The organism is Prosthecobacter fluviatilis, from assembly GCF_055388355.1.
Genome location: NZ_AP043782.1, coordinates 5,034,917 through 5,053,250 on the forward strand (window position 1 = coordinate 5,034,917; position 18,334 = coordinate 5,053,250).

An 18,334-nucleotide genomic window follows, 5' to 3' on the forward strand; every position below is an offset into this window, starting at 1 on the left:
ACGCTCTGCCAGCACTTGCGGGGGGCTGAGCGGCGATGTATCCGCACACATGCCCAACCTTACCACCCCCACCGGATTCAAAGAATGGTCCTTCGTCTGCGATGCCCTCGCGCAGGGCCGCCTCAGCATCATTCTCCGCAAGGGCGGCATCCATGAAGGCCGCGGCGGCTTTGAGTGGAAGCACCGCCAGTTTTTCCTCTTCCCCACCTGGTTTCACAATCAGGCCGAAAAGCTCAGCTGGGTGCCGGAAAATACTCAGCGCGACTTCCCGCCCGAGGAGCAGCGCACCAGCGTGGACATCGACGGCTGCGCGACGCTGGAGCAGGTCTGGAAGGTCACGGACTGGGACAAGGTGGCCGCTCTGGCCCCGCTGCACATCTGGAACGAGGACGTGGTGAAGGAGCGCTTTGTCTATGACGACGAGAGCTGCCTGCACATCGCGCTGGTGCGTGCCTACAGGCTGCCGCAGAACTGGCACTTCCCCTATGCGAAGAGCTACGGCGGCTGCCGCTCCTGGATCACCCTGCCGGAGGAAGGACTGCCACTGGCTGCCGCTGCCACACCTGCGCTGAGCGACGAAGCCTTTGCCGATGTGTCTGCGAAGTTGAAAGCGATCCTGGGTTAGTCGAGTGTCCCCGACTTGAACCCAGCCGACGCCATCCGCCCAGCCCACGTCGAGGTCAGCCTCGGCGCCATCGCGCAGAACTATGACGCCATCCGCGCCCATGTGGGCACGGCGCAGGTCATGCCGGTGGTCAAGGCCAATGCCTACGGCCACGGCATCGTCGAGGTGGCGCGGCATCTGATGAACCACGGGGCCCCCTGCCTTGGGGTGGCCCTTTTGGAGGAGGCCATCGTCCTGCGCCAGGCGGGCATCAGCATCCCCATCCTCGTCTTTGGTGGTGTGGCCACGCGGCAGATCCCGCAGTTCATCCAGCATGGCCTGATGATGGCCGCCTCATCCGTGGACAAGCTGAGGCAGATCGACGAGGCGGCTGCGGCGGTGAAGACCAAGGCATGCGTGCATTTGAAGATCGACACCGGCATGGAGCGCATCGGGGTGCACTGGTACAGCGCTGAGAAGCTGCTGGAGGCCAGCCTGCAATTTTCCAATGTGGAGGTGGCGGGCATCTACTCCCATTTTGCCTGCTCGGACGATTCCGACCTCTCTGCCGCCAGGGAGCAGCTATCCCGTTTTCTTGAGGTGCTGGAGTTCTATCCCAAACACGGATTGCAGACTCCGCTGCGCCACATTGCCAATTCCGGCGGTGTGCTGCAACTGCCGGAGAGTCATCTGGACCTGGTGCGGCCGGGCATCATGCTCTATGGCGTGTATCCCTCCAAGGACGTGCTGCGCCCGGTGCAACTGACACCGGCGCTGAGCTGGAAATCCCAGGTCGTGTTTTTCAAGGTGGTGCAACCGGGCAGCCCGATCAGCTACGGTGGCACCTGGAGCAGCGACCATCAAGTGCGCGTGGTCACGGTGCCGGTCGGTTATGGGGACGGCTATTTTCGTGCCCTCTCCAACCGTGGCTCCGTGCTCATTCGCGGCCAGCGTCACCCCATTGTCGGACGTGTGTGCATGGACCAGTTCATGGTGAATCTGGAGTGGGGCACCGCCTACAATGGAGATACCGTCACCCTCATCGGCAGCGACAGCTCTGAGTCCATCACCGCCCAGGATGTGGCAGATGCGGCAGGCACCATCGCCTACGAGGTACTGACCAACATCAACACCCGTGTTCCAAGGGTGTACGTTTAAAGGCTTGCAATCGGCCTCTGATGACCGCAACAAAGAGGCGGGATGCGAAGGCGTGTTCCGACCGCATTCATGAATATTGTCATCTTTGATCTCGAAACCACCGGCCTCCTCCCTTCTCAACACGAGATCATCCAGATCGCGGCGATGAAGGTGACGGCTGGACGGTGGGACCAGGGGGAATATTTTGACAGCTACGTCCGGCCCGAGAACCGCATCCCCTCTTTCATCACCAAGCTGACCGGCATCACGCAGGCGCAGGTGGCGGACGCCCCTTCACCGGTGGATGTCCTCATGGATTTCTCCCGCTTTGTCGGAGAGAATGCCACGCTCATTGCGCACAACGGCATTCGCTTCGACATGCGCTTCATCGCCGAAAACTGCAAACGCCACGGCATTCCCGTGCGTGAGACAAGCGCTCTGGATTCGCGTGATTTTTCCCGCAAAATCTGGGGCGGCAAAGGCGGGCACGGGCTGGATGCCGTGCTCGGCCGTGTGGGGGTCTCCAGCAAGGGGGTGAAACGGCATGACGCGCGTGTGGACGTGCGTCTGCTGGCAAGGGCCGTGCAGTACATGTGGGAACGGCTCACGCCAAGCGTCACCCAATGCCCGGTGGATCTGTCCGTCGGGGTGATTCCTGCCGTGGTCTGAGCCGGGACCCGCCTTACTCGGCACGCTCCAGTTTTTCATCAATGCGGGCGACCAGCGTGTCGAGCAGTTCGCCGTTGCCAAAGCGCTCGATCACACCGGCCAGGAAGCCTTCGATGATGAGCTTCCGGCTTTCGCTGTCGCTGATGCCACGTGCCTTGAGGTAAAAGAGTTCTTCGTCGCTGATGGGGCCGCTCGTGGCGCCATGGCTGCATTTCACCTGGTCAGCACTGATTTCGAGGCCTGGCAGGCTCGTCGCTTCGGCCTCGTTGCTGTTGAGCAGATTGCGGCAGGTCTGGTAGGCGTCGGTGTAGTGTGCGCCTTCATCCACGGTGATGAGGCCGCTGAAGATGCTGCGCGATTTGCCGTAGAGGGCGTTCTTGTAGAGAAGGTCGCTGCTGGCATGAGGGGCCTTGTGGTTCTGCAGCGTACGCTGATCCACGATCTGCTCGCCGATGGGCAGGGACACGCTGAGCATGTCGCTGCGGGAGCCTTCTCCGATGAGGTCGCTCACGCTCTCGCTGCGGCTGAAGCTCGCGCCCAGCTGCACCTGAAAGCTCTTCACCGCAGCATCACGTCCGGCCACGATGCTGGAAAGGTGCAGCGCCTGCGCGTCATCCGCCAGCTCCTGGCAGGCGGCGTAGGTGATCTTGCTGCCGCGACCGCCCACGAGGTCGGCAATGGCGATGCTCAGCCCGCCTTCACCGTCGAGGCTGCGGTAGTGATCCACCACGCTGACTTCGGCGTTGTCTCCGGTGACCACGAGCGTGTGCGGGAAGATGGCGGCGTGATCGCCCACCACCCAGTGGAAAATTTCGACGGGCTTTTCGATGGCCACGTTCTTGGGGACGATGACCACCACGCCAGCTTTGACATGCGCGAGATGCAGCGCTGCAAACTTGGCGGAGCCGAGCGTCATCTCGCGCTGCATGAAGTGCTGCTTGAGGACGTCGCTGTGATCGCGCAGAGCCTCGGCGAAGGTCACGCAGACCACACCGGCAGGCAGGTTTGCGGTGTCGGACTCGACGAGCACGTCGTTCACGAAGACAAAGCGTGCGGCACGTTCCTTGAGGCCCTCTGTGGCCGCGAGAGCAGCGGCGGTGTTTGCAGCCGTGGGTGCGGCGGCAGGGGTGTGATCAGCGAGCTCAATTTTCTTCGAGCTGGAGTAGCGCCAGTTCTCGTCCTTGATGCCCGGCATCGGCAGCGCCTGGAATTCAGCCCAGGCCGCTTCGGAGCGGGCCAGGAACCAGCCGGGTGCGGATTTTTCATCGCGCACAGGCACGGTGATTTCGAGGCCGGAAGGAGCAGGGGAGTCGGAGTCGGGGGACACTGGGGCGGGAGTGTTTTTGGGGGCTGGTGCGAGAGTGGCGGACATGGCAGGGGAGGTTGTTGGGCCGGTGGTTCTGGTTAGCCGACGCTGCCTTCCATTTCGAGGTCGATGAGGCGCTTGAGTTCCACGCTGTATTCCATCGGGAATTCCTTCACGAGATCGTTGATGAAGCCGTTCACGGAGAGGCTCATGGCCTCGGCTTCGGTGAGGCCGCGCTGCATGAGGTAGAAAATCTGATCCGCGCTCACCTGGCTCACGCTGGCCTCATGCTGCGTGGAGTGCTGGTTGCCCCGCACGCTGATCGCGGGGTAGGTGTCCGTGTGGCTGTTGCTGTTGATCAGCAGCGCATCGCACTCGGTGTTGTTCTTACAGCCCTTGAGGTGTTTCGGGATGTGAACGAGGCCGCGGTAGGTGCTACGGCCCTGGCCGATGGAGATGGACTTGGAGATGACGTTGCTCGTCGTGTCATCGGCGGCGTGAACCATCTTGGCTCCCGTGTCCTGATGCTGGCCGCTGTTGGCCAGGGCGATGCTGATGACTTCACCACGGGCACGCTTGCCCTTCATGATCACGCCGGGGTACTTCATGGTGAGGCGGCTGCCGATGTTGCAGTCGATCCAGCGAACTTCCGCGTCCTCATGCGCGATGCCGCGCTTGGTCACCAGGTTGAAGACATTGCTGCTCCAGTTCTGCACGGTCACATACTGGATCTTGGCGCCCTTCATGGCGACGAGTTCCACCACCGCGCTGTGCAGCGTGGCGGTTTCAAACTTCGGCGCCGTGCAGCCTTCCATGTACATCACTTCCGCGCCTTCGTCAGCGATGATGAGCGTGCGCTCAAACTGGCCGAACTGCTCGCTGTTGATGCGGAAGTAGGCCTGCAGCGGGTGCTTCACCTTCACGCCCGGGGGCACGTAGATGAAGGAGCCGCCGGAGAACACGGCACTGTTCAGCGCGGAAAACTTGTTGTCACCCGTGGGGATGACCTTGCCGAACCACTTCTTGAAGATCTCCGGGTATTTGTGCAGACCTTCGGTGCTGTTCACGAAGATGACGCCCTGTTCTTCAACCGCCGCCTTGATGTTCGAGTACGCGGCTTCGGAGTCATACTGCGCCTCCACGCCCGCCAGGAACTTGCGTTCCTGCTCAGGAATGCCCAGGCGGTCAAAGGTCTTCTTCACGTCCTCGGGCACGTCGTCCCAGGAGCGCTTGGGCTTCTGGCCGTCGCTTAGGTAGTAGCGGAATTCGTCAAACTTGATGTTCTCCAGATCCTTGGTGGCCCAATGCGTGGGCATGGGCTTTTCCTGGAAGACTTTGAGCGCCTTGTGGCGGAACTCACGAATCCAGTCGGGGTCGCCCTTCACATCGGCGATGTAATCGACCGTCTTTTCGGTGATGCCAAAGCCGGAGTCGTACTTATTGCGCTCAGGGAAAGTGAAATCGCCGACGCTGTCCACCTTGATGTCGGAGATGTCGGGAATTTCGGAAGCTTGAGCTTCGAGGGTTGTGTCAGGAGCGGAGACCATAAGAAGAAAAGTTGAGGGTTTAAAGCCGGTGAGATGTTCAAGCTGCCGCCAGCATCTCCTCCTTCACCCAGTCGTAGCCTTTCTCCTCCAGCTTGAGGGCCAAGTCCTTGCCGCCGGTGTGGACGATCTGGCCGTCCATCAGGACGTGGACGATGTCAGGCTGGATGTAGTTCAGCAGGCGCTGGTAATGGGTGATCACGAGGAAGCCGCGGTTCTCGCTGCGCATGGCGTTCACGCCACGGGAGACGATCTTGAGGGCGTCGATGTCGAGGCCGGAGTCGGTTTCGTCGAGAATGGCGTACTTGGGCTCCAGCATCATGAGCTGCAGGATCTCGTTGCGCTTCTTTTCACCGCCGGAGAAGCCTTCATTGACGCTGCGGCTGGTGAAGCTGCGGTCCATCTCAAGCTGGTCCATGCGGGCGTAGAGCTGCTTGTAGAATTTCACGGCGTCGATGTCCTCGCCCTTGGGCAGGCGGGCCTTCAGCGCGGCGCGGAGGAAGTTGGCGTTGCTCACGCCAGGGATTTCATGCGGGTACTGGAATGCCAGGAAGAGGCCGGCACGGCTGCGGGCGTCCACGGCCATGTCGAGAATGTTTTCGCCATCCAGCAGGACTTCGCCGCTTGTGACTTCATAGTCTTCGTGGCCGCAGAGGACCTTGCTCAGGGTGCTTTTGCCAGAGCCGTTCGGACCCATGATGGCGTGGACTTCACCGGGGTTGATCGTGAGGTTCAGGCCTTTGAGGATTTCGCGGCCGGGGATCTGGGCGTGGAGGGCTTTAATTTCGAGGGACATGTGGGAGGAGAAATGGGGGTTATGATTTGGCGGCACAGGCGGAGCAGGTGCCGTGGATGGCGAGGTCCGTCCGGGTCACCTTGGTGCCTGCGGGGAGATTCCAGAATTTGGCAGGGTCAAAATCCGTCACCGGATGTGCATCGATGACCTTGCCGCAGGACTCGCAGTGGAAATGGACGTGCTCGTGCAGGTTTGCGCAGTAGCGGGACTGTCCGCGCTCCAGATGGACGAGCTTGATGAGGCCGGCGGTGGTCAGGTGCTCCAGACAGTTGTACACCGTGGCCAGGGAGATGCCCGGGCTGCGGCTTTTGACCCGGTCCAGGATGTCGTAGGCCGTGGGGTGGTCCGTGGAGGAGGCCAGTACCTCAAAGACCTCGCGCCGATGCGGCGTGAGGCGTACGTCCGAACCCAGCACGGCAAGACGGCAGTCCAGACCGGAAGGTTTGGCAGGAGTGCGTGAAGGGGAGGGGGGCATGACAACTTTAGAATTAGAATGATTCTAACTGCATTGGGTACGGCCTGTTGGCAAGCGGGGATGCCATTTTCCCTGAAAATTCTTTGCTCCCGGCGACGCCAAACCACCACTGGCGTGCTACATCCTGCATCCATGACCCGCACGCACGCCGAAGATCTCCCCTGGACCCAGCAAAACTCGCCTCTGGGCAAGTATGGCCTTGCCCGCCGCTCGCTCTCCATCGCCGCCGGTGGGCAGAAGGATGTGGGCACCTGGGGAGGGGGGCACCCTTTTGACCTTGAGATCCACCGCATCCCGCCGGGGAAAGTCAATTTTCCCCTGCATGAGCACTCGGCGCAGTGGGAGGCCTACTACATCCTCAGCGGCTTCGGCCAGGTGCGCACCCCGGCCGGCAAGGAGTCCATCAAGGCAGGCGACTACCTTGTTTTTCCGCCCGGCGAGGCTCATCAGCTGATCAACAACGGCTCCGAAGACCTGACGTTCATCGTCGTTGCCGACCAGCCCCGCGCCGATGTGATCCACTACCCCGACTCCGGCAAATGGATGACCAAGCCGCAGCGGAAGGTCTTTGAAATGCAGGAGGCGGACTACTTCAAAGGCGAGGAGTGAGCCAATTTCTGCGCATGCATTGCAGTTTCCCTGAGGCCGAAGATCTGGCAAACTGTGCGGCATGAAAAGCCTGCGCCTGCTGCTCGTGTTCACCGCATTGCTGTCTTCATGCGCACAGCCTGTGAGTGAAGAAACCGCCGCCCGTGCCGAAACTGGCAAGTCTGAGGCTGCGCTCCGTGTGCTGGAGCACAACTGCGTGCACTGCCATGGAGACAACCGCCTCTCCACCATGCCGCCGATCAACGACACCCGGGCGATCTCGAAGCTCATCGGCTCCCGCTGGATTGTGCCTGGGAGGCCTGAGGCCAGCCGATTTTATCAGGTGGTCATTTTCCCGGATGAAATCCCGGGGGCCATGCCACCCAGCGGGCATGCCATCTCCAGGAAGGATGCGCAGATTCTCCGCCATTGGATCAGGGACGGTGCGCCGTTGCCTGCCCAGAACGTGGAGCTGACACCTCGCGGTCCGCTGCCACGGTCTATCTGAATCAATTGGCTGCCTTGGTCCGTGAATGCGCCAGCTCGCGCAGCAGGTCCAGCTGGATCTGCTGCACCTCCATCAGCTTCGTCGTGTGCTGGTGCAGCAGGTAGTCCATCTTTTCATGCAGGTGGCGGATTTCCAGCTCGGCCTTGAGGTTCACCTTGTAGTCCCCTTCGGCGTGCTGGCGGTCGCGCGCTTCCTGGCGGTTCTGGCTCATCATGATGACGGGGGCCTGAAGGGCGGCCAGGAATGAAAGCATCAGGTTCAGCAAAATGAAGGGGTAGGGGTCATAGGGCTGCTTGAGCAGCACGCCGCAGTTGATGACGACCCACACGAGCAAAAAGGAGCAGAAAAGGATGATGAAGCGCCAGCTGCCGCCGAAGTCTGCGATCTTGTCCGCCAGCCGCTGGCCAAAGGTGAGGTGCTGCTCCTCCTCGATCTCAGAGAGCGGGCGCTCGCTCAGCACCTCGTGCTTGTGCAGGCTCTCCACCACCTCCTCGTCCAGCCGCGTCAGGTCGCCCACCTGGTTTTCAAGCACATGGCGCACATACTCGAGCCGTGCGGCATTCACCGCCTCTGCGCACAGCAGCGAGTCCTCAGCCAGCTCAGGATGACGGTTGCGCAGCGTCTGAGAGATGTTGGGCCGCAGCTCCCGCAGCATCTGCATCTTGGCCAGAGGCTGTGTCTTGCCGGTGACAGAACAGACCCCCATGGGGGCCGACTTGGCGCGGGTGGATTCCATCCTGGACAATACATCTCCGGCACATTCGTCATTCGGAATTCGTCATTCTTCATTTTCCGCCTACTCTTCGCGCCCCCTTTTCGCCCCATGCCGCAGATCAGCTATCCCGCAGACCTCCCCATCACGGCCCGCCGTGAGGAGATCATCGCGGCCATCCGTCAGAACCAGGTCGTCATTCTCGCGGGCGAGACGGGCTCTGGAAAGACCACCCAGCTGCCGAAGATGTGCCTGGAGGCCCTGCAGGACGTGCGCGGCCAGATCGGCTGCACCCAGCCGCGCCGTGTGGCGGCCATGAGCGTGTCCAAACGCGTGGCCGAAGAGCTGAACGTGCCCTGGGGCAGGGAGGTGGGCTGCAAGATGCGCTTCAGCGACGACACGAGCCGCGACACCCGCATCAAATTCATGACGGACGGCATTCTGCTGGCCGAGATCCAGAGCGATCCCATGCTCCGGGCCTACTCCGTCCTCATTCTGGATGAAGCGCACGAGCGCTCACTCAACATCGACTTCCTCCTCGGCTACCTCGTCGGCTTGCTGAAGAAGCGCCCGGATCTCAAGCTCCTCGTCACCTCCGCCACCATCGACACTGAGGCCTTCTCAGCCGCGTTTGGCGGTGCCCCCATCATCGAAGTCTCAGGCCGTCTGTATCCCGTGGATATTCGCTATGCGCCTCTTGCTGGCGGGGAGGATGACTACGGCTTCATCGACGGCGCCGTGGCCGCTGTGGAAAACGCCCTCATCGAAACCGACGACGGAGACGTCCTCGTCTTCATGCCCACCGAGCGCGACATCCGCGACACGCGCGATCTTCTTGATGGCCGTCTGGGTGCTGGCTTTGAAGTCCTCGCCCTCTTTGGCCGCATGGCCTCCGCCGAGCAGCAGCGCATCTTCCAGCCGGGGCGCAAGCGCCGCGTCGTCATCGCCACCAACGTGGCGGAAACTTCCATCACCATCCCGCGCATTCGCTATGTGGTGGATACAGGCCTCGCCCGCATCAGCCGCTACAATCCCCGCACCCGCACCAAGCGCCTGCCCGTGGAGCCCGTCTCCCAGAGCAGCGCCAACCAGCGTGCGGGCCGCGCCGGGCGTGTGCAGGACGGCGTCTGCATCCGTCTTTATTCGCAGGAGGATTTTGAAAAGCGCGATCGCTTCACCATGCCGGAGATTCAGCGCGCCAATCTGGCCGAGGTCATCCTGCGCATGAAGGCCTTCAAGCTCGGAGAGATCGAGGACTTCCCCTTCATCAATCCGCCCGTCAGCGCTGCCATCCGTGCCGGATACGATCTGCTCCACGAGCTTGGCTCCCTCAGCGAAGTGCATGAACTCACGCCGCTAGGTCGCGAGCTCGCCCGTCTGCCGCTCGACCCCACGCTGGGCCGCATGCTGCTCCAGGCACGCATTGAGAAAGCCCTGCCAGAGATGCTCATCATCGCCGCCGGTCTCAGCATCCCGGATCCACGCGAGCGGCCCGAAGAAAAACGCGAACTCGCCAACGCCGCCCACAAAGCCTTCGCGGCACCCGATTCCGATTTTCTCACCCTCTTTAAGATCTGGAGCGCCTCGCCTGAGCCCACGGGCAACTCACGCAACGCCCTGCGCAAATTCTGCAAAGGCAGCTTTCTCTCCTTTACCCGCATGCAGGAGTGGCGCGATGTCTGGAAGCAGCTCTGTGACTGCTTCAGCGATGATCTGAAAAACAGCTCCAGCCCCCGGGAGCGGCAGCGAAATCAAAATCAGGCCGCCAGCTCATCCGATGATGACAGCGGCCTGGATCAGGCCACGCAAAACGCCATCCACCGCTCCATCCTCACGGCTCAGCTCGGCCACATCGCCATGAAGGAGGAGCGCAATCTCTACAAGGCCGCGGGCAACCGCCAGGTCTGCGTCTTCCCCGGCTCAAACCTTTACGAGCGCCGTGAGAAGAATGGCAAGGGCAAGCCGGGTCAGGACAAAGGCCGCCAGCCGCAGTGGATCGTCGCTGGCGAGATCGTGCAGACCTCGCAGCTCTTTGCGCGCACGCTCGCGAAAATTGACCCCAACTGGATTGCTGAACTCGGTGCGCATCTCTGCCAGTTCAAATACAGCGAGCCACACTGGAACCTCAAAGCGGGGCGCGTGCTCGTGACTCAGCGTGTCCTTATTCACGGCCTGGAGGTGAGGCGTCAGCATATCGACTTCCTCAAGGTCGATGCCGTGGCGGCTACTCAGATGTTCATTCGCGCTGCGCTCATTGACAGTCAGGAAGTGCCCATCACTCAGCGCTTCTACACGCATAACAACAAGCTGCGCCAAAAGATCGAGACCATGCTCACCCGCGTACGCAGCAATCGCGTCTATGCCATCGAGGAGCGTCTGTTCCGCTTCTACGACGAGCGCATTAAAAACGTCTCGTCCATTCATGACCTCAATCGTCTCGTCAAAGAGCACATCGAGGAGCAGCCGGACTTCCTCTGCGCCACCGAGCACGATCTCACGGCTGGCGAAGAATTTGAGGCCGACCTGCAGATGTTTCCCGATCAGGTGGCCCTGGCCAATACCGCGCTGCCGGTCACCTACAATTACCAGCCAGGCGAGGAAACCGACGGCGTCACCGTGCGCGTGCCCGCGCAACTTGCCGGTCATCTCACCACCGGTCAGATCCAGTGGATGGTGCCCGGCATCCGGGAAGAGCTTGCCAACGTCATGCTGCGTGCGTTGCCGAAAGTCATCCGCCGCCAGTTGATGCCCATCGATCCCAAGGCGCGCGAGATTGCCGCCGCTTTTGATCCCGGGCGGGAGGATTTTCATGCGGCGCTCGCTGATTTCATCACGCGCCGCTACCGCATCCATGTGCGCGCGGAGGACTGGCCTCCTCAAAGCCTGCCAGCGCACCTGCAGCCGCGTGTCGAGGTGCTCGATCCGAAAAAGAACACTGTTATCGCCGCCAGCCGCGATCTGGACGAGCTCCGCAGCAGTGTGCAGAAGCAGAACCCGCGCTCGGATGCCTGGGAAAAGACACTGCCCCGCGTCGAACGCTTCGCCCTCAAGACCTGGTCCTTTGGCGATCTGCCGGAATCCATCGTCGTCGAAGAGATCAACGGCACTCCTGTTCTCGGTTATCTCGGTCTCGTATTGCGTGACGGCGAAGTGGACGTGCGACTCTTCCGCACGGCTGCCGAAGCTGCCCGCGGCACGCCTGCGGCTGTCCGAAAGCTTGCCGAAAACACGCTGAGCAAAGATCTCGCCTGGCTGCCCAAGGAACTCCGCAGCATCGGCGGTTCAGTTTCCGCCAAGCCGCAGCAGCCCGCCAGTTTCCAGGCCGCGCTCAGCCAGCTTAATGCTCCCGCTGCAGCGCCCGCGTCCAATCTCGCCCAGCAGGCCCACGAGCACATCCTCGCGCACATGCTGCGTCTGCAGCCCACTTTTCCTCTCACCCAGGAGCGCTTCTTCAAGCTGTGCGAAACCGTCCGCCGCGAGCTCCCTGCGGTCACCCATCGTGTGAAGACACTCTTCACCCAGATCCACGATCTGCGCGCCAAGCTTCTCGCCCTGCCCAAACGCTACCCTGGCCTGGAGCAGGATGTCGCCCGCCTCATTCCTGCCGATCTCCTGGCCACCACGCCGCACGAGCAGCTGCAGCATCTGCCGCGCTACTTAAAAGCCATCCAGATTCGCAACGAGCGCTGCCTCGCGAATCCCGCCAAGGACATGGAGAAATACAACCTCATCGCCGACTTCGACGGCTGGCAGTCTCACGTGCCCAAATCGCAGCATGAAACCTTCCGCTGGATGCTCGAGGAATACCGCGTTCAAACCTTCGCCCAGGAGCTTGGCACCGCCCAGCCCGTGAGCGCCAAGCGGCTGGAGGCCATGTGGGTGTGACGGTCAAGTGCGGCGCGGACGCACTTCCTTGCACTTTCGGTCATACGTCCTCACATCACCCGCCTCGGACACCGTGAAGTTTCCGCCCGACACGCTGCGTACGGTGACACCGATGCCGCTCATGCTGCCCAGGCGCTCGCATTCCTGGTCATAGGTGCGGATCCAGCCACCCTCCACGGTGACGAAGAAGTCGGAGGTAAATCCGGCTATCTCCACCCGCTTGTTTGGCATGTGTCCCACGCACTGGCTGTTTTCATCATACACCCGGATCTGGGACTCTTTGTTTTCGACATTGGAGATGGCCATTGCTGGATTCAACCAAGCACGGGCTGACGATTCAGAGAAGCACAAACTGGATTTTTACGGCGTTGGTATGCGGATGAAACTCGCGCTCCTGTTCACCGCCCTGGCATCTGTCTCCCTGCACGCCGCTCCGGCCCTGATCCTCCATCACGGCAAGGTCGTCACAGTGGACAAAGATTTCCGCATCGCCGAAGCCATCGCTATCGATTCAGATGGACGCATTGAGGCCGTCGGCAGCAATGACGACGTCCTGAAGCTGAAAGGGGAGGGGAGCCAGCTGGTCGATCTCGGGGGCAAGGCCGTCCTTCCGGGACTCATGGACTCCCACGTCCATCCCGGCGCGGCGATGATCGAGTTTGACCACGAGATCCCCACGATGGAGACCATCGCCGATGTGCTCGCCTACCTCAGCGAACGCGTCAAAGTCTCCAAGCCGGGCGATCTCATCAGCGTGCGGCAGATTTTCATCACCCGCCTCGAAGAGAAGCGCTACCCCACGCGCGAGGAGCTGGACCGCATCGCACCCAACAATCCTGTCGTCTTCTCCACCGGGCCGGACTCCATGCTCAACAGTCTGGCTCTCAAGCTCGGCGGTTACAGCCGCGACTACAAAGTGCCCGCAGGCAGCGCCGGCAAAATGGAAGTGGACGCCAAGGGCGAACCCACCGGACTGCTCCGCAGCCTCAGCCACAACGTCAAGGCACCCATCTCGGTAAAGTCTCCCAAACCCGAGGACACCTACCGCCGCACCGTGGAGCTCTTCCACGACTACAACTCCGTCGGCCTCACCACCGTGGCAGATCGCGACTCCAGCCTCAAGCAGTGCGAGCTTTATCAAAAGATGCTCTCCAATGGCGATCTCACCGTGCGCATGCGCCCCTCTCCAGGCATTCCCAGCATGAGCCTCTGGCCGGCCTGTGAAAAAGCCATCGACGAAGTCATCCAGCATCCGCTGACCAAGGAAGATCCCATGCTGCAGATCATCGGCACCAAGGTCTATCTCGACGGCGGCATGCTTACCGGCAGCTCCTGGATGCTGGAGCCCTGGGGCATCAGCGAAGCCTACGGCATCACCGATCCTCAATATCGTGGTGTGCAGAAAATTCCCGCCGACCGCCTCAAGCAGCTCGTCGAAAAAGTCACCGCCTCCGGTTTGCAGTTCACCGCCCACAGTGTCGGCGATGCCGCCGTGCAGCTCCTGATCGACACCTACGAGGCCGTCGATGGTCAGAAGCCCGGAAGCATCCGCGCCGCGCGCAGCAGTGTCACCCACTGCAATTTCATGCACCCGGACTCCATCGCCAAGGCTGCCAAGCTCGGCGTCTGCATCGATCTCCAGCCCATCTGGCTGCACATGGACGGGCGCACGCTCACCGGGCATTTCGGCGAGGCGCGCATGTCGCGCTTCCAGCCTCTCCGTGCCTGCTTCGACCAAAAAGTCATCGTCGGAGGCGGCAGCGACCACATGCAGAAGATCGGCTCTTTCCGCAGCATCAATCCCTACAATCCCTGGCTCGGCATGTGGACCTCCATCACCCGCAAGGCACGCAAGCTCGACCAGCCCGTTCACATTGAAAACGGCCTCACCCGTGAGGAAGCCATCCGCCTCTACACTTCCAACAACGCCTTCCTCCTCAAGTCCGAAAAAAACACCGGCAGCCTCGAGCCCGGCAAACTCGCCGACATTATCCTCCTCGATCGCGATCCTCTGACCTGCCCCATCGACGACCTCGTGCAAACCCAGGTGCTCAAAACCTGGCTGGGTGGGAAAGTCGTCTTCGAGAAGGAGTGACTCGAAGATATCGCGCTTTTACGCCACCACCTCAATCCTGCTCGTCCCTCCTGCTCCGCGCACCACGCGCACCTGCGTTGTCAGCCGCTCTTTCAGCAGCTCCACATGTGAGATCAGACCGATCGTCTTTCCGCGCGATCTCAGATTTTCGAGTGCGCTCAGCGCCACCTCCAGCGTCCCGGTGTCCAGGGTGCCAAAGCCTTCGTCAATGAACAGCGAATCAATCGGGTGATGGCGGCTGGCCAGCTCGCTGAGGCCCAGCGCCAGGGCCAGACTCGCGAGGAAGCTCTCGCCACCTGAAAGGCTTTCCATCGGCCGGTCCACATTCGCCTGATACAGGTCCACGATGCGCAGATCCAGCTCATCGCCCTCCGCCGCCATCAGCCGGTAGCGTTCCGCCAGGACCTTCAAATGCTCGTTCGCCAGACCGATGAGCTGCCGCAGCGTCAGTGACTGGGCGAATTTGGAAAACTTTGCTCCATCTGCCGATCCGATCAGCTCCCTCAGCCGTCCCCAGCGCAGTGCCTCGGCCTCCGCCGCCTGCAGTTCTGCGCCACCTGTTTCACGCCGCTTCCGCGCCGCATCATCATTGATCACCTGCTGTTGCAGAGATCCCAGCTCCGTTCGCCTGGCTGCAAACTCATCATCCAGCCGTTTCGCCGCCATTTCCAGATGTCGCAACCCTTCTTCATCTGGCACCGCCTGGCCTTCAAAGGGCTTCCTTCGCACCTCGAGCTGTTCCAGCTTCGCCAGGGTTGCGGCCATCTGGGTTTGCAGCGCATTGAGCTTTGCCTCCGCTTCGCGCCAGATCTTCTCTGCTGTTGCGACACGGTTTTCATGCTGCTCGCGGTCTTGCGCCAGAGTCCTGCCGCCGAGCAGCTCATTCAGCTGAGACTTCAGCGCATCCGCCTTTGCCCGCAGCGTCACACCTTCATTCTTCAGTTCCTCCAGGCGCTTTGATTTTGCGGCGTCTTCCTGCGTTGCCAGTTGGATGTCGCTTTCAAGTCTCTGCCGCTCGCCACGTTTTTGTGCCGCCTCATCGCGTCTCTTTGCAAAGACCGTCACACGCTGCTCCAGCGCGCCGAGTTCGCGTTCGGCCGCGTCAGGGCCGTAGCCGGGCTCGCCGGAGTGCGGCAGGCCCGCCAGAGCCATGCGTTTTTCTTTTTCTTCGGCCTCCCATTGCCGCAGTTCTTCATCAGTGGGCGCCTCCAGCTCCATCACCCGCTTCTTCATCTCCGCGGCCCTTTTTTTCTCTGCCGCCACTTCCGCCTCGTTTTTTGCCAGCTCACGCTCGAGCGTTCCGAGATCACGCCCGGCTTTTTCCCACTGCTTCTCCAAGGTGCCGAGAAGTTTCCGCGCTCCCTGGAGTTGCGATTCAAAATCGGTGGTGGTGTGCGCATACGGATGCTCCAGCGCACCGCACAGCGGGCAGGGCTCGCCCGTCTTTAAGTCGTGGCGATGTTCATCAAAGCCCGCCACCAGTTCAGCCCGCCGCACCACCTCTCTCTGCCCCTCCAGCATTTTGCCCAGGCGCTCAGATTCCGCACGGTCCCGTTTCAGCTTCGCATTCTTTTCGTCCCGTTGCTTTGCCAGCTCATTGGCATGAGCCTCTACCTCGGCGAGTTTTTGCTTCAGAGCCGCCGCTTCGGCGTGACACTTCCGGTGCTCGGCGAGCTTTTCATACGCACTACGCCATGCACGCAGGGACGTGCGCAGCTTTGGCAGGGCTTCGCCGAGCTGTGCATCGCCTGCGTTCTGCCTGAGCCACTCTTCGAGCGCCTCGGTGGCCTCCAGGTGAGTCGCCAGCGCCTTTTCAGCGGTTGCACGGCGGGCGGATGCTTCTTTCTGATCCTTCGCCCATGTCTGGTACATCGTCCGGCTCTCGCCGAGCTGTTTTTCAAACTGCTCGCTCTGTGCTGCCATGCCCGCCGCCTGCTCCCACACAGGTTCCCGCCTCGCGCGTTCCTGTTTTGCGGCTTCAGCGCCGGCCTTCGCATGGCTCGCTTCGTGACTCGCAGCCGTCACTGCTTCCTGCTGTGACCGGCTCGTCACTATCAGCTTGGTTATCTCTCGTGCAATGCTTCCGTGCTCCCGCTGCGCATGCAGCTGCCTGCTCGCCGCATCGCTGTCCATGCGCAGGCTTTCGGCGCTCGTCCGCGCTGCCGTCAGGTCAGTCTCCAGTTGCGTCCGCTTTTCTTCATCCAGCACCTGCACCGCCCCCAGCCGCTCCTTCAGCAGACGCGCCGCCTCATCCTTCGCCTTGTGTGTTTCATAGGCCAGGACGGAGAGGTCACTGTAGATCTCCGTCCCCGTGATCTTCTCCAGCAGTTCCGCGCGCTCATTCGGCTTCGCCTTCAAAAACGCGGCAAACTGCCCCTGCGCCAGCAGCACGGAGCGCAGAAAGCGCTGCGCATCCAGTCCGGTCAGGGACTCGATCATCGGGTCCATCTCACGCCCTTTGTCGGCAAGGATCTCGAGCGTGCTGGCATCTGCCAGTGTCCGCTGCACAGGCCTCAAATTGCCGCCCTTCGTCTTTCCCAGCCGCCACGTCGCGCGGAGCTTGCGGCCGCCGGTCTCAAAGTCCACCTCGGCAAAGCACTCCATGGTGTGCCGGCTCATCATCTCATCCGCCTTGTCATTGCCATAGCGTGCTGCGCGACCGTAAAGCGCCAGCGTCATGGCGTCCAGCAGTGTCGATTTCCCCGCCCCTGTCGGACCTGTGATCAAAAACACCCCTGCAGTGCTCAGCGGCACCGCATCAAACCGCACCTCATGCATGCCGCTGAGGGAGTTTAGGTTCTGGAGTCTTACAGCAAGGAGTCGCATGGCTTCAGGCCGTGATTTTTTGTTCCCGGATGGCCAGCAGCTCATCAAACACCTCATACAGCTCCTCACTGGCAATCTGCTTTTCCTTGATCAGCTCGCGGAAAACCTTGCGAGGCTGCAGCTCGCTCAGGCTCGGTCCGTGGTGCTGCCAGGCGCTCGTCTGGCTGGCGGGCAAATCTGCCAGCACCTTCAACACGTCAAAGCGTCCGCCCGCAGCCTCACGCACCTGCCGGTCCAGATCTGCCTCTGGCGCGTCCAGCTTCACCGTCACTTCCGCCCAGCTGGAGGCGGGTACAAGCGCCAGTTCCTCCGTCATGCTGGCCCGGCTCACACTGACGCGGGTCAGCACGCGCGTCACAGGTGCAACCAGCGTCTCGATCTTCATTCCCTGAGTGTCCACGATCACCATGCTCTTCCTGTCTCCCGCCTCTGAAAAGCTCAGAGCCAACGGGGAGCCGCTGTAGCGCACATTTTCCTGACCGCCCACCTTCTGCGGCCGGTGCAGATGCCCCAGGGCTGTGTAATCAAAGCCTGCAAACACATCCGCGCCCACCGCGCCAAGATTTCCGATGTGGATGTCGCGCTCGCTGTCGCTCGTCGTGGCACCCAGCGCGGTCAGGTGTCCCATCGCGATCACCGGACGTGTTCCCGCCAGCGCCCGGCAGGCAGTCAGCTGCGCGGCATAGTGATCCCGGATCCCCGCACGCACCTGTGCCTGCACCTCCGTCATCGCCTCGCCTGTGGTGGACTGTCTCAGATCTCGCTCACGCAGAAAAGGCACCGCCGCCACCACCGCATCACCGAGGTCCACCACATTCTCCCCCGCATGCCCAAAGACATGCACCTCAAAGCGCTTCAGCAGCTCGCGCGGCGCATTCAGATGGGATGCCGAATCATGATTTCCGCCCGTGATCACCGCCTTCACCGTGCGCAGGTCTGCCAGGCGCTTCAAAAAATCAAAGTACAGGCCCACCGCATCCTGTGGCGGATTCGCAGCATCAAAGACATCTCCGCTCAGCAGCAGCGCATCGATCTTTTCCTCGCTAAGTGTCCTGATCAGCCAGTCACAAAGAGCGGCATGCTCCGGCAGGCGGTCACGCTCGACGAGCCGTGCGCCGAGATGCCAGTCTGCGGTATGGAGAATGCGCATGACGTTTGCATAAGCAGGAGCGCAGGCTCCTGCAAGCAC

General features: G+C 61.5%; 15 protein-coding genes. 7 read left to right on the forward strand and 8 right to left on the reverse strand.

The window, feature by feature from the left end:
* Positions 1–49 precede the first annotated feature (49 nt).
* The 3 genes from ACZ5WW_RS19740 to ACZ5WW_RS19750 all read left to right on the forward strand — a co-directional run bounded on the left by ACZ5WW_RS19740 (position 50) and on the right by ACZ5WW_RS19750 (position 2,410).
* Entirely contained in the window at positions 50–625 is a 576-nt protein-coding gene (locus ACZ5WW_RS19740; protein ID WP_377169183.1) for a DUF1802 family protein, read from the forward strand.
* Between the two features lie 15 nt (positions 626–640).
* Positions 641–1,762, forward strand: a complete 1,122-nt coding sequence (gene alr, locus ACZ5WW_RS19745; RefSeq protein WP_377169185.1) for an alanine racemase — start codon at positions 641–643, stop codon at positions 1,760–1,762.
* A 69-nt stretch (positions 1,763–1,831) separates the two neighbouring features.
* Entirely contained in the window at positions 1,832–2,410 is a 579-nt protein-coding gene (locus ACZ5WW_RS19750) for a 3'-5' exonuclease (RefSeq protein ID WP_377169187.1), read from the forward strand.
* A 13-nt stretch (positions 2,411–2,423) separates the two neighbouring features.
* Here the strand turns inward: ACZ5WW_RS19750 and sufD are convergent, their stop codons facing one another.
* Genes sufD through ACZ5WW_RS19770 form a run of 4 tightly spaced genes read right to left on the reverse strand, consistent with a single transcriptional unit; the run spans position 2,424 to position 6,531 of the window.
* Positions 2,424–3,782, reverse strand: coding sequence for a Fe-S cluster assembly protein SufD (sufD, locus tag ACZ5WW_RS19755; protein WP_377169189.1), 1,359 nt, complete (start codon positions 3,780–3,782; stop codon positions 2,424–2,426).
* A 32-nt stretch (positions 3,783–3,814) separates the two neighbouring features.
* Entirely contained in the window at positions 3,815–5,263 is a 1,449-nt protein-coding gene (sufB, locus tag ACZ5WW_RS19760) for a Fe-S cluster assembly protein SufB (protein ID WP_377169191.1), read from the reverse strand.
* A gap of 37 nt (positions 5,264–5,300) precedes the next feature.
* A complete protein-coding gene (gene sufC, locus ACZ5WW_RS19765) occupies positions 5,301–6,056 on the reverse strand; it encodes a Fe-S cluster assembly ATPase SufC (protein ID WP_377169193.1) in 756 nt (251 codons plus the stop codon).
* 19 nt (positions 6,057–6,075) lie between these two features.
* Positions 6,076–6,531: a Fur family transcriptional regulator gene (locus ACZ5WW_RS19770; RefSeq protein WP_377169195.1), complete on the reverse strand. Its 456-nt coding sequence runs from the start codon at positions 6,529–6,531 to the stop codon at positions 6,076–6,078.
* 132 nt (positions 6,532–6,663) lie between these two features.
* On the opposite strand from ACZ5WW_RS19770, the gene ACZ5WW_RS19775 reads away from it, so the two are divergent.
* Both ACZ5WW_RS19775 and ACZ5WW_RS19780 read left to right on the forward strand, forming a co-directional pair.
* Entirely contained in the window at positions 6,664–7,140 is a 477-nt protein-coding gene (locus ACZ5WW_RS19775) for a cupin domain-containing protein (protein WP_377169197.1), read from the forward strand.
* A gap of 61 nt (positions 7,141–7,201) precedes the next feature.
* Positions 7,202–7,627: a hypothetical protein gene (locus ACZ5WW_RS19780; protein WP_377169199.1), complete on the forward strand. Its 426-nt coding sequence runs from the start codon at positions 7,202–7,204 to the stop codon at positions 7,625–7,627.
* Between the two features lies 1 nt (position 7,628).
* On the opposite strand, the gene ACZ5WW_RS19785 is transcribed toward ACZ5WW_RS19780, so the two are convergent.
* Positions 7,629–8,363 carry a DUF1003 domain-containing protein gene (locus ACZ5WW_RS19785; RefSeq protein ID WP_377169201.1) on the reverse strand — a complete coding sequence of 245 codons (735 nt, stop codon included), beginning with the start codon at positions 8,361–8,363 and terminating at the stop codon, positions 7,629–7,631.
* An 87-nt stretch (positions 8,364–8,450) separates the two neighbouring features.
* On the opposite strand from ACZ5WW_RS19785, the gene hrpA reads away from it, so the two are divergent.
* Complete coding sequence (gene hrpA, locus ACZ5WW_RS19790; protein WP_377169203.1) at positions 8,451–12,224, forward strand: ATP-dependent RNA helicase HrpA; 3,774 nt, start codon at positions 8,451–8,453, stop codon at positions 12,222–12,224.
* A 3-nt stretch (positions 12,225–12,227) separates the two neighbouring features.
* On the opposite strand, the gene ACZ5WW_RS19795 is transcribed toward hrpA, so the two are convergent.
* Positions 12,228–12,530, reverse strand: a complete 303-nt coding sequence (locus tag ACZ5WW_RS19795) for a hypothetical protein (protein ID WP_377169205.1) — start codon at positions 12,528–12,530, stop codon at positions 12,228–12,230.
* 73 nt (positions 12,531–12,603) lie between these two features.
* Between ACZ5WW_RS19795 and ACZ5WW_RS19800 the strand changes: the two genes are divergently transcribed.
* Positions 12,604–14,319, forward strand: coding sequence for an amidohydrolase (locus tag ACZ5WW_RS19800; RefSeq protein WP_377169207.1), 1,716 nt, complete (start codon positions 12,604–12,606; stop codon positions 14,317–14,319).
* A gap of 18 nt (positions 14,320–14,337) precedes the next feature.
* Here the strand turns inward: ACZ5WW_RS19800 and ACZ5WW_RS19805 are convergent, their stop codons facing one another.
* Together ACZ5WW_RS19805 and ACZ5WW_RS19810 are read right to left on the reverse strand one after the other, a co-directional pair.
* On the reverse strand, positions 14,338–17,145 hold the full coding sequence (locus ACZ5WW_RS19805; RefSeq protein WP_377169209.1) for an AAA family ATPase: 2,808 nt from the start codon (positions 17,143–17,145) through the stop codon (positions 14,338–14,340).
* A 4-nt stretch (positions 17,146–17,149) separates the two neighbouring features.
* Complete coding sequence (locus tag ACZ5WW_RS19810; protein ID WP_377169211.1) at positions 17,150–18,295, reverse strand: exonuclease SbcCD subunit D C-terminal domain-containing protein; 1,146 nt, start codon at positions 18,293–18,295, stop codon at positions 17,150–17,152.
* Positions 18,296–18,334 lie beyond the last annotated feature (39 nt).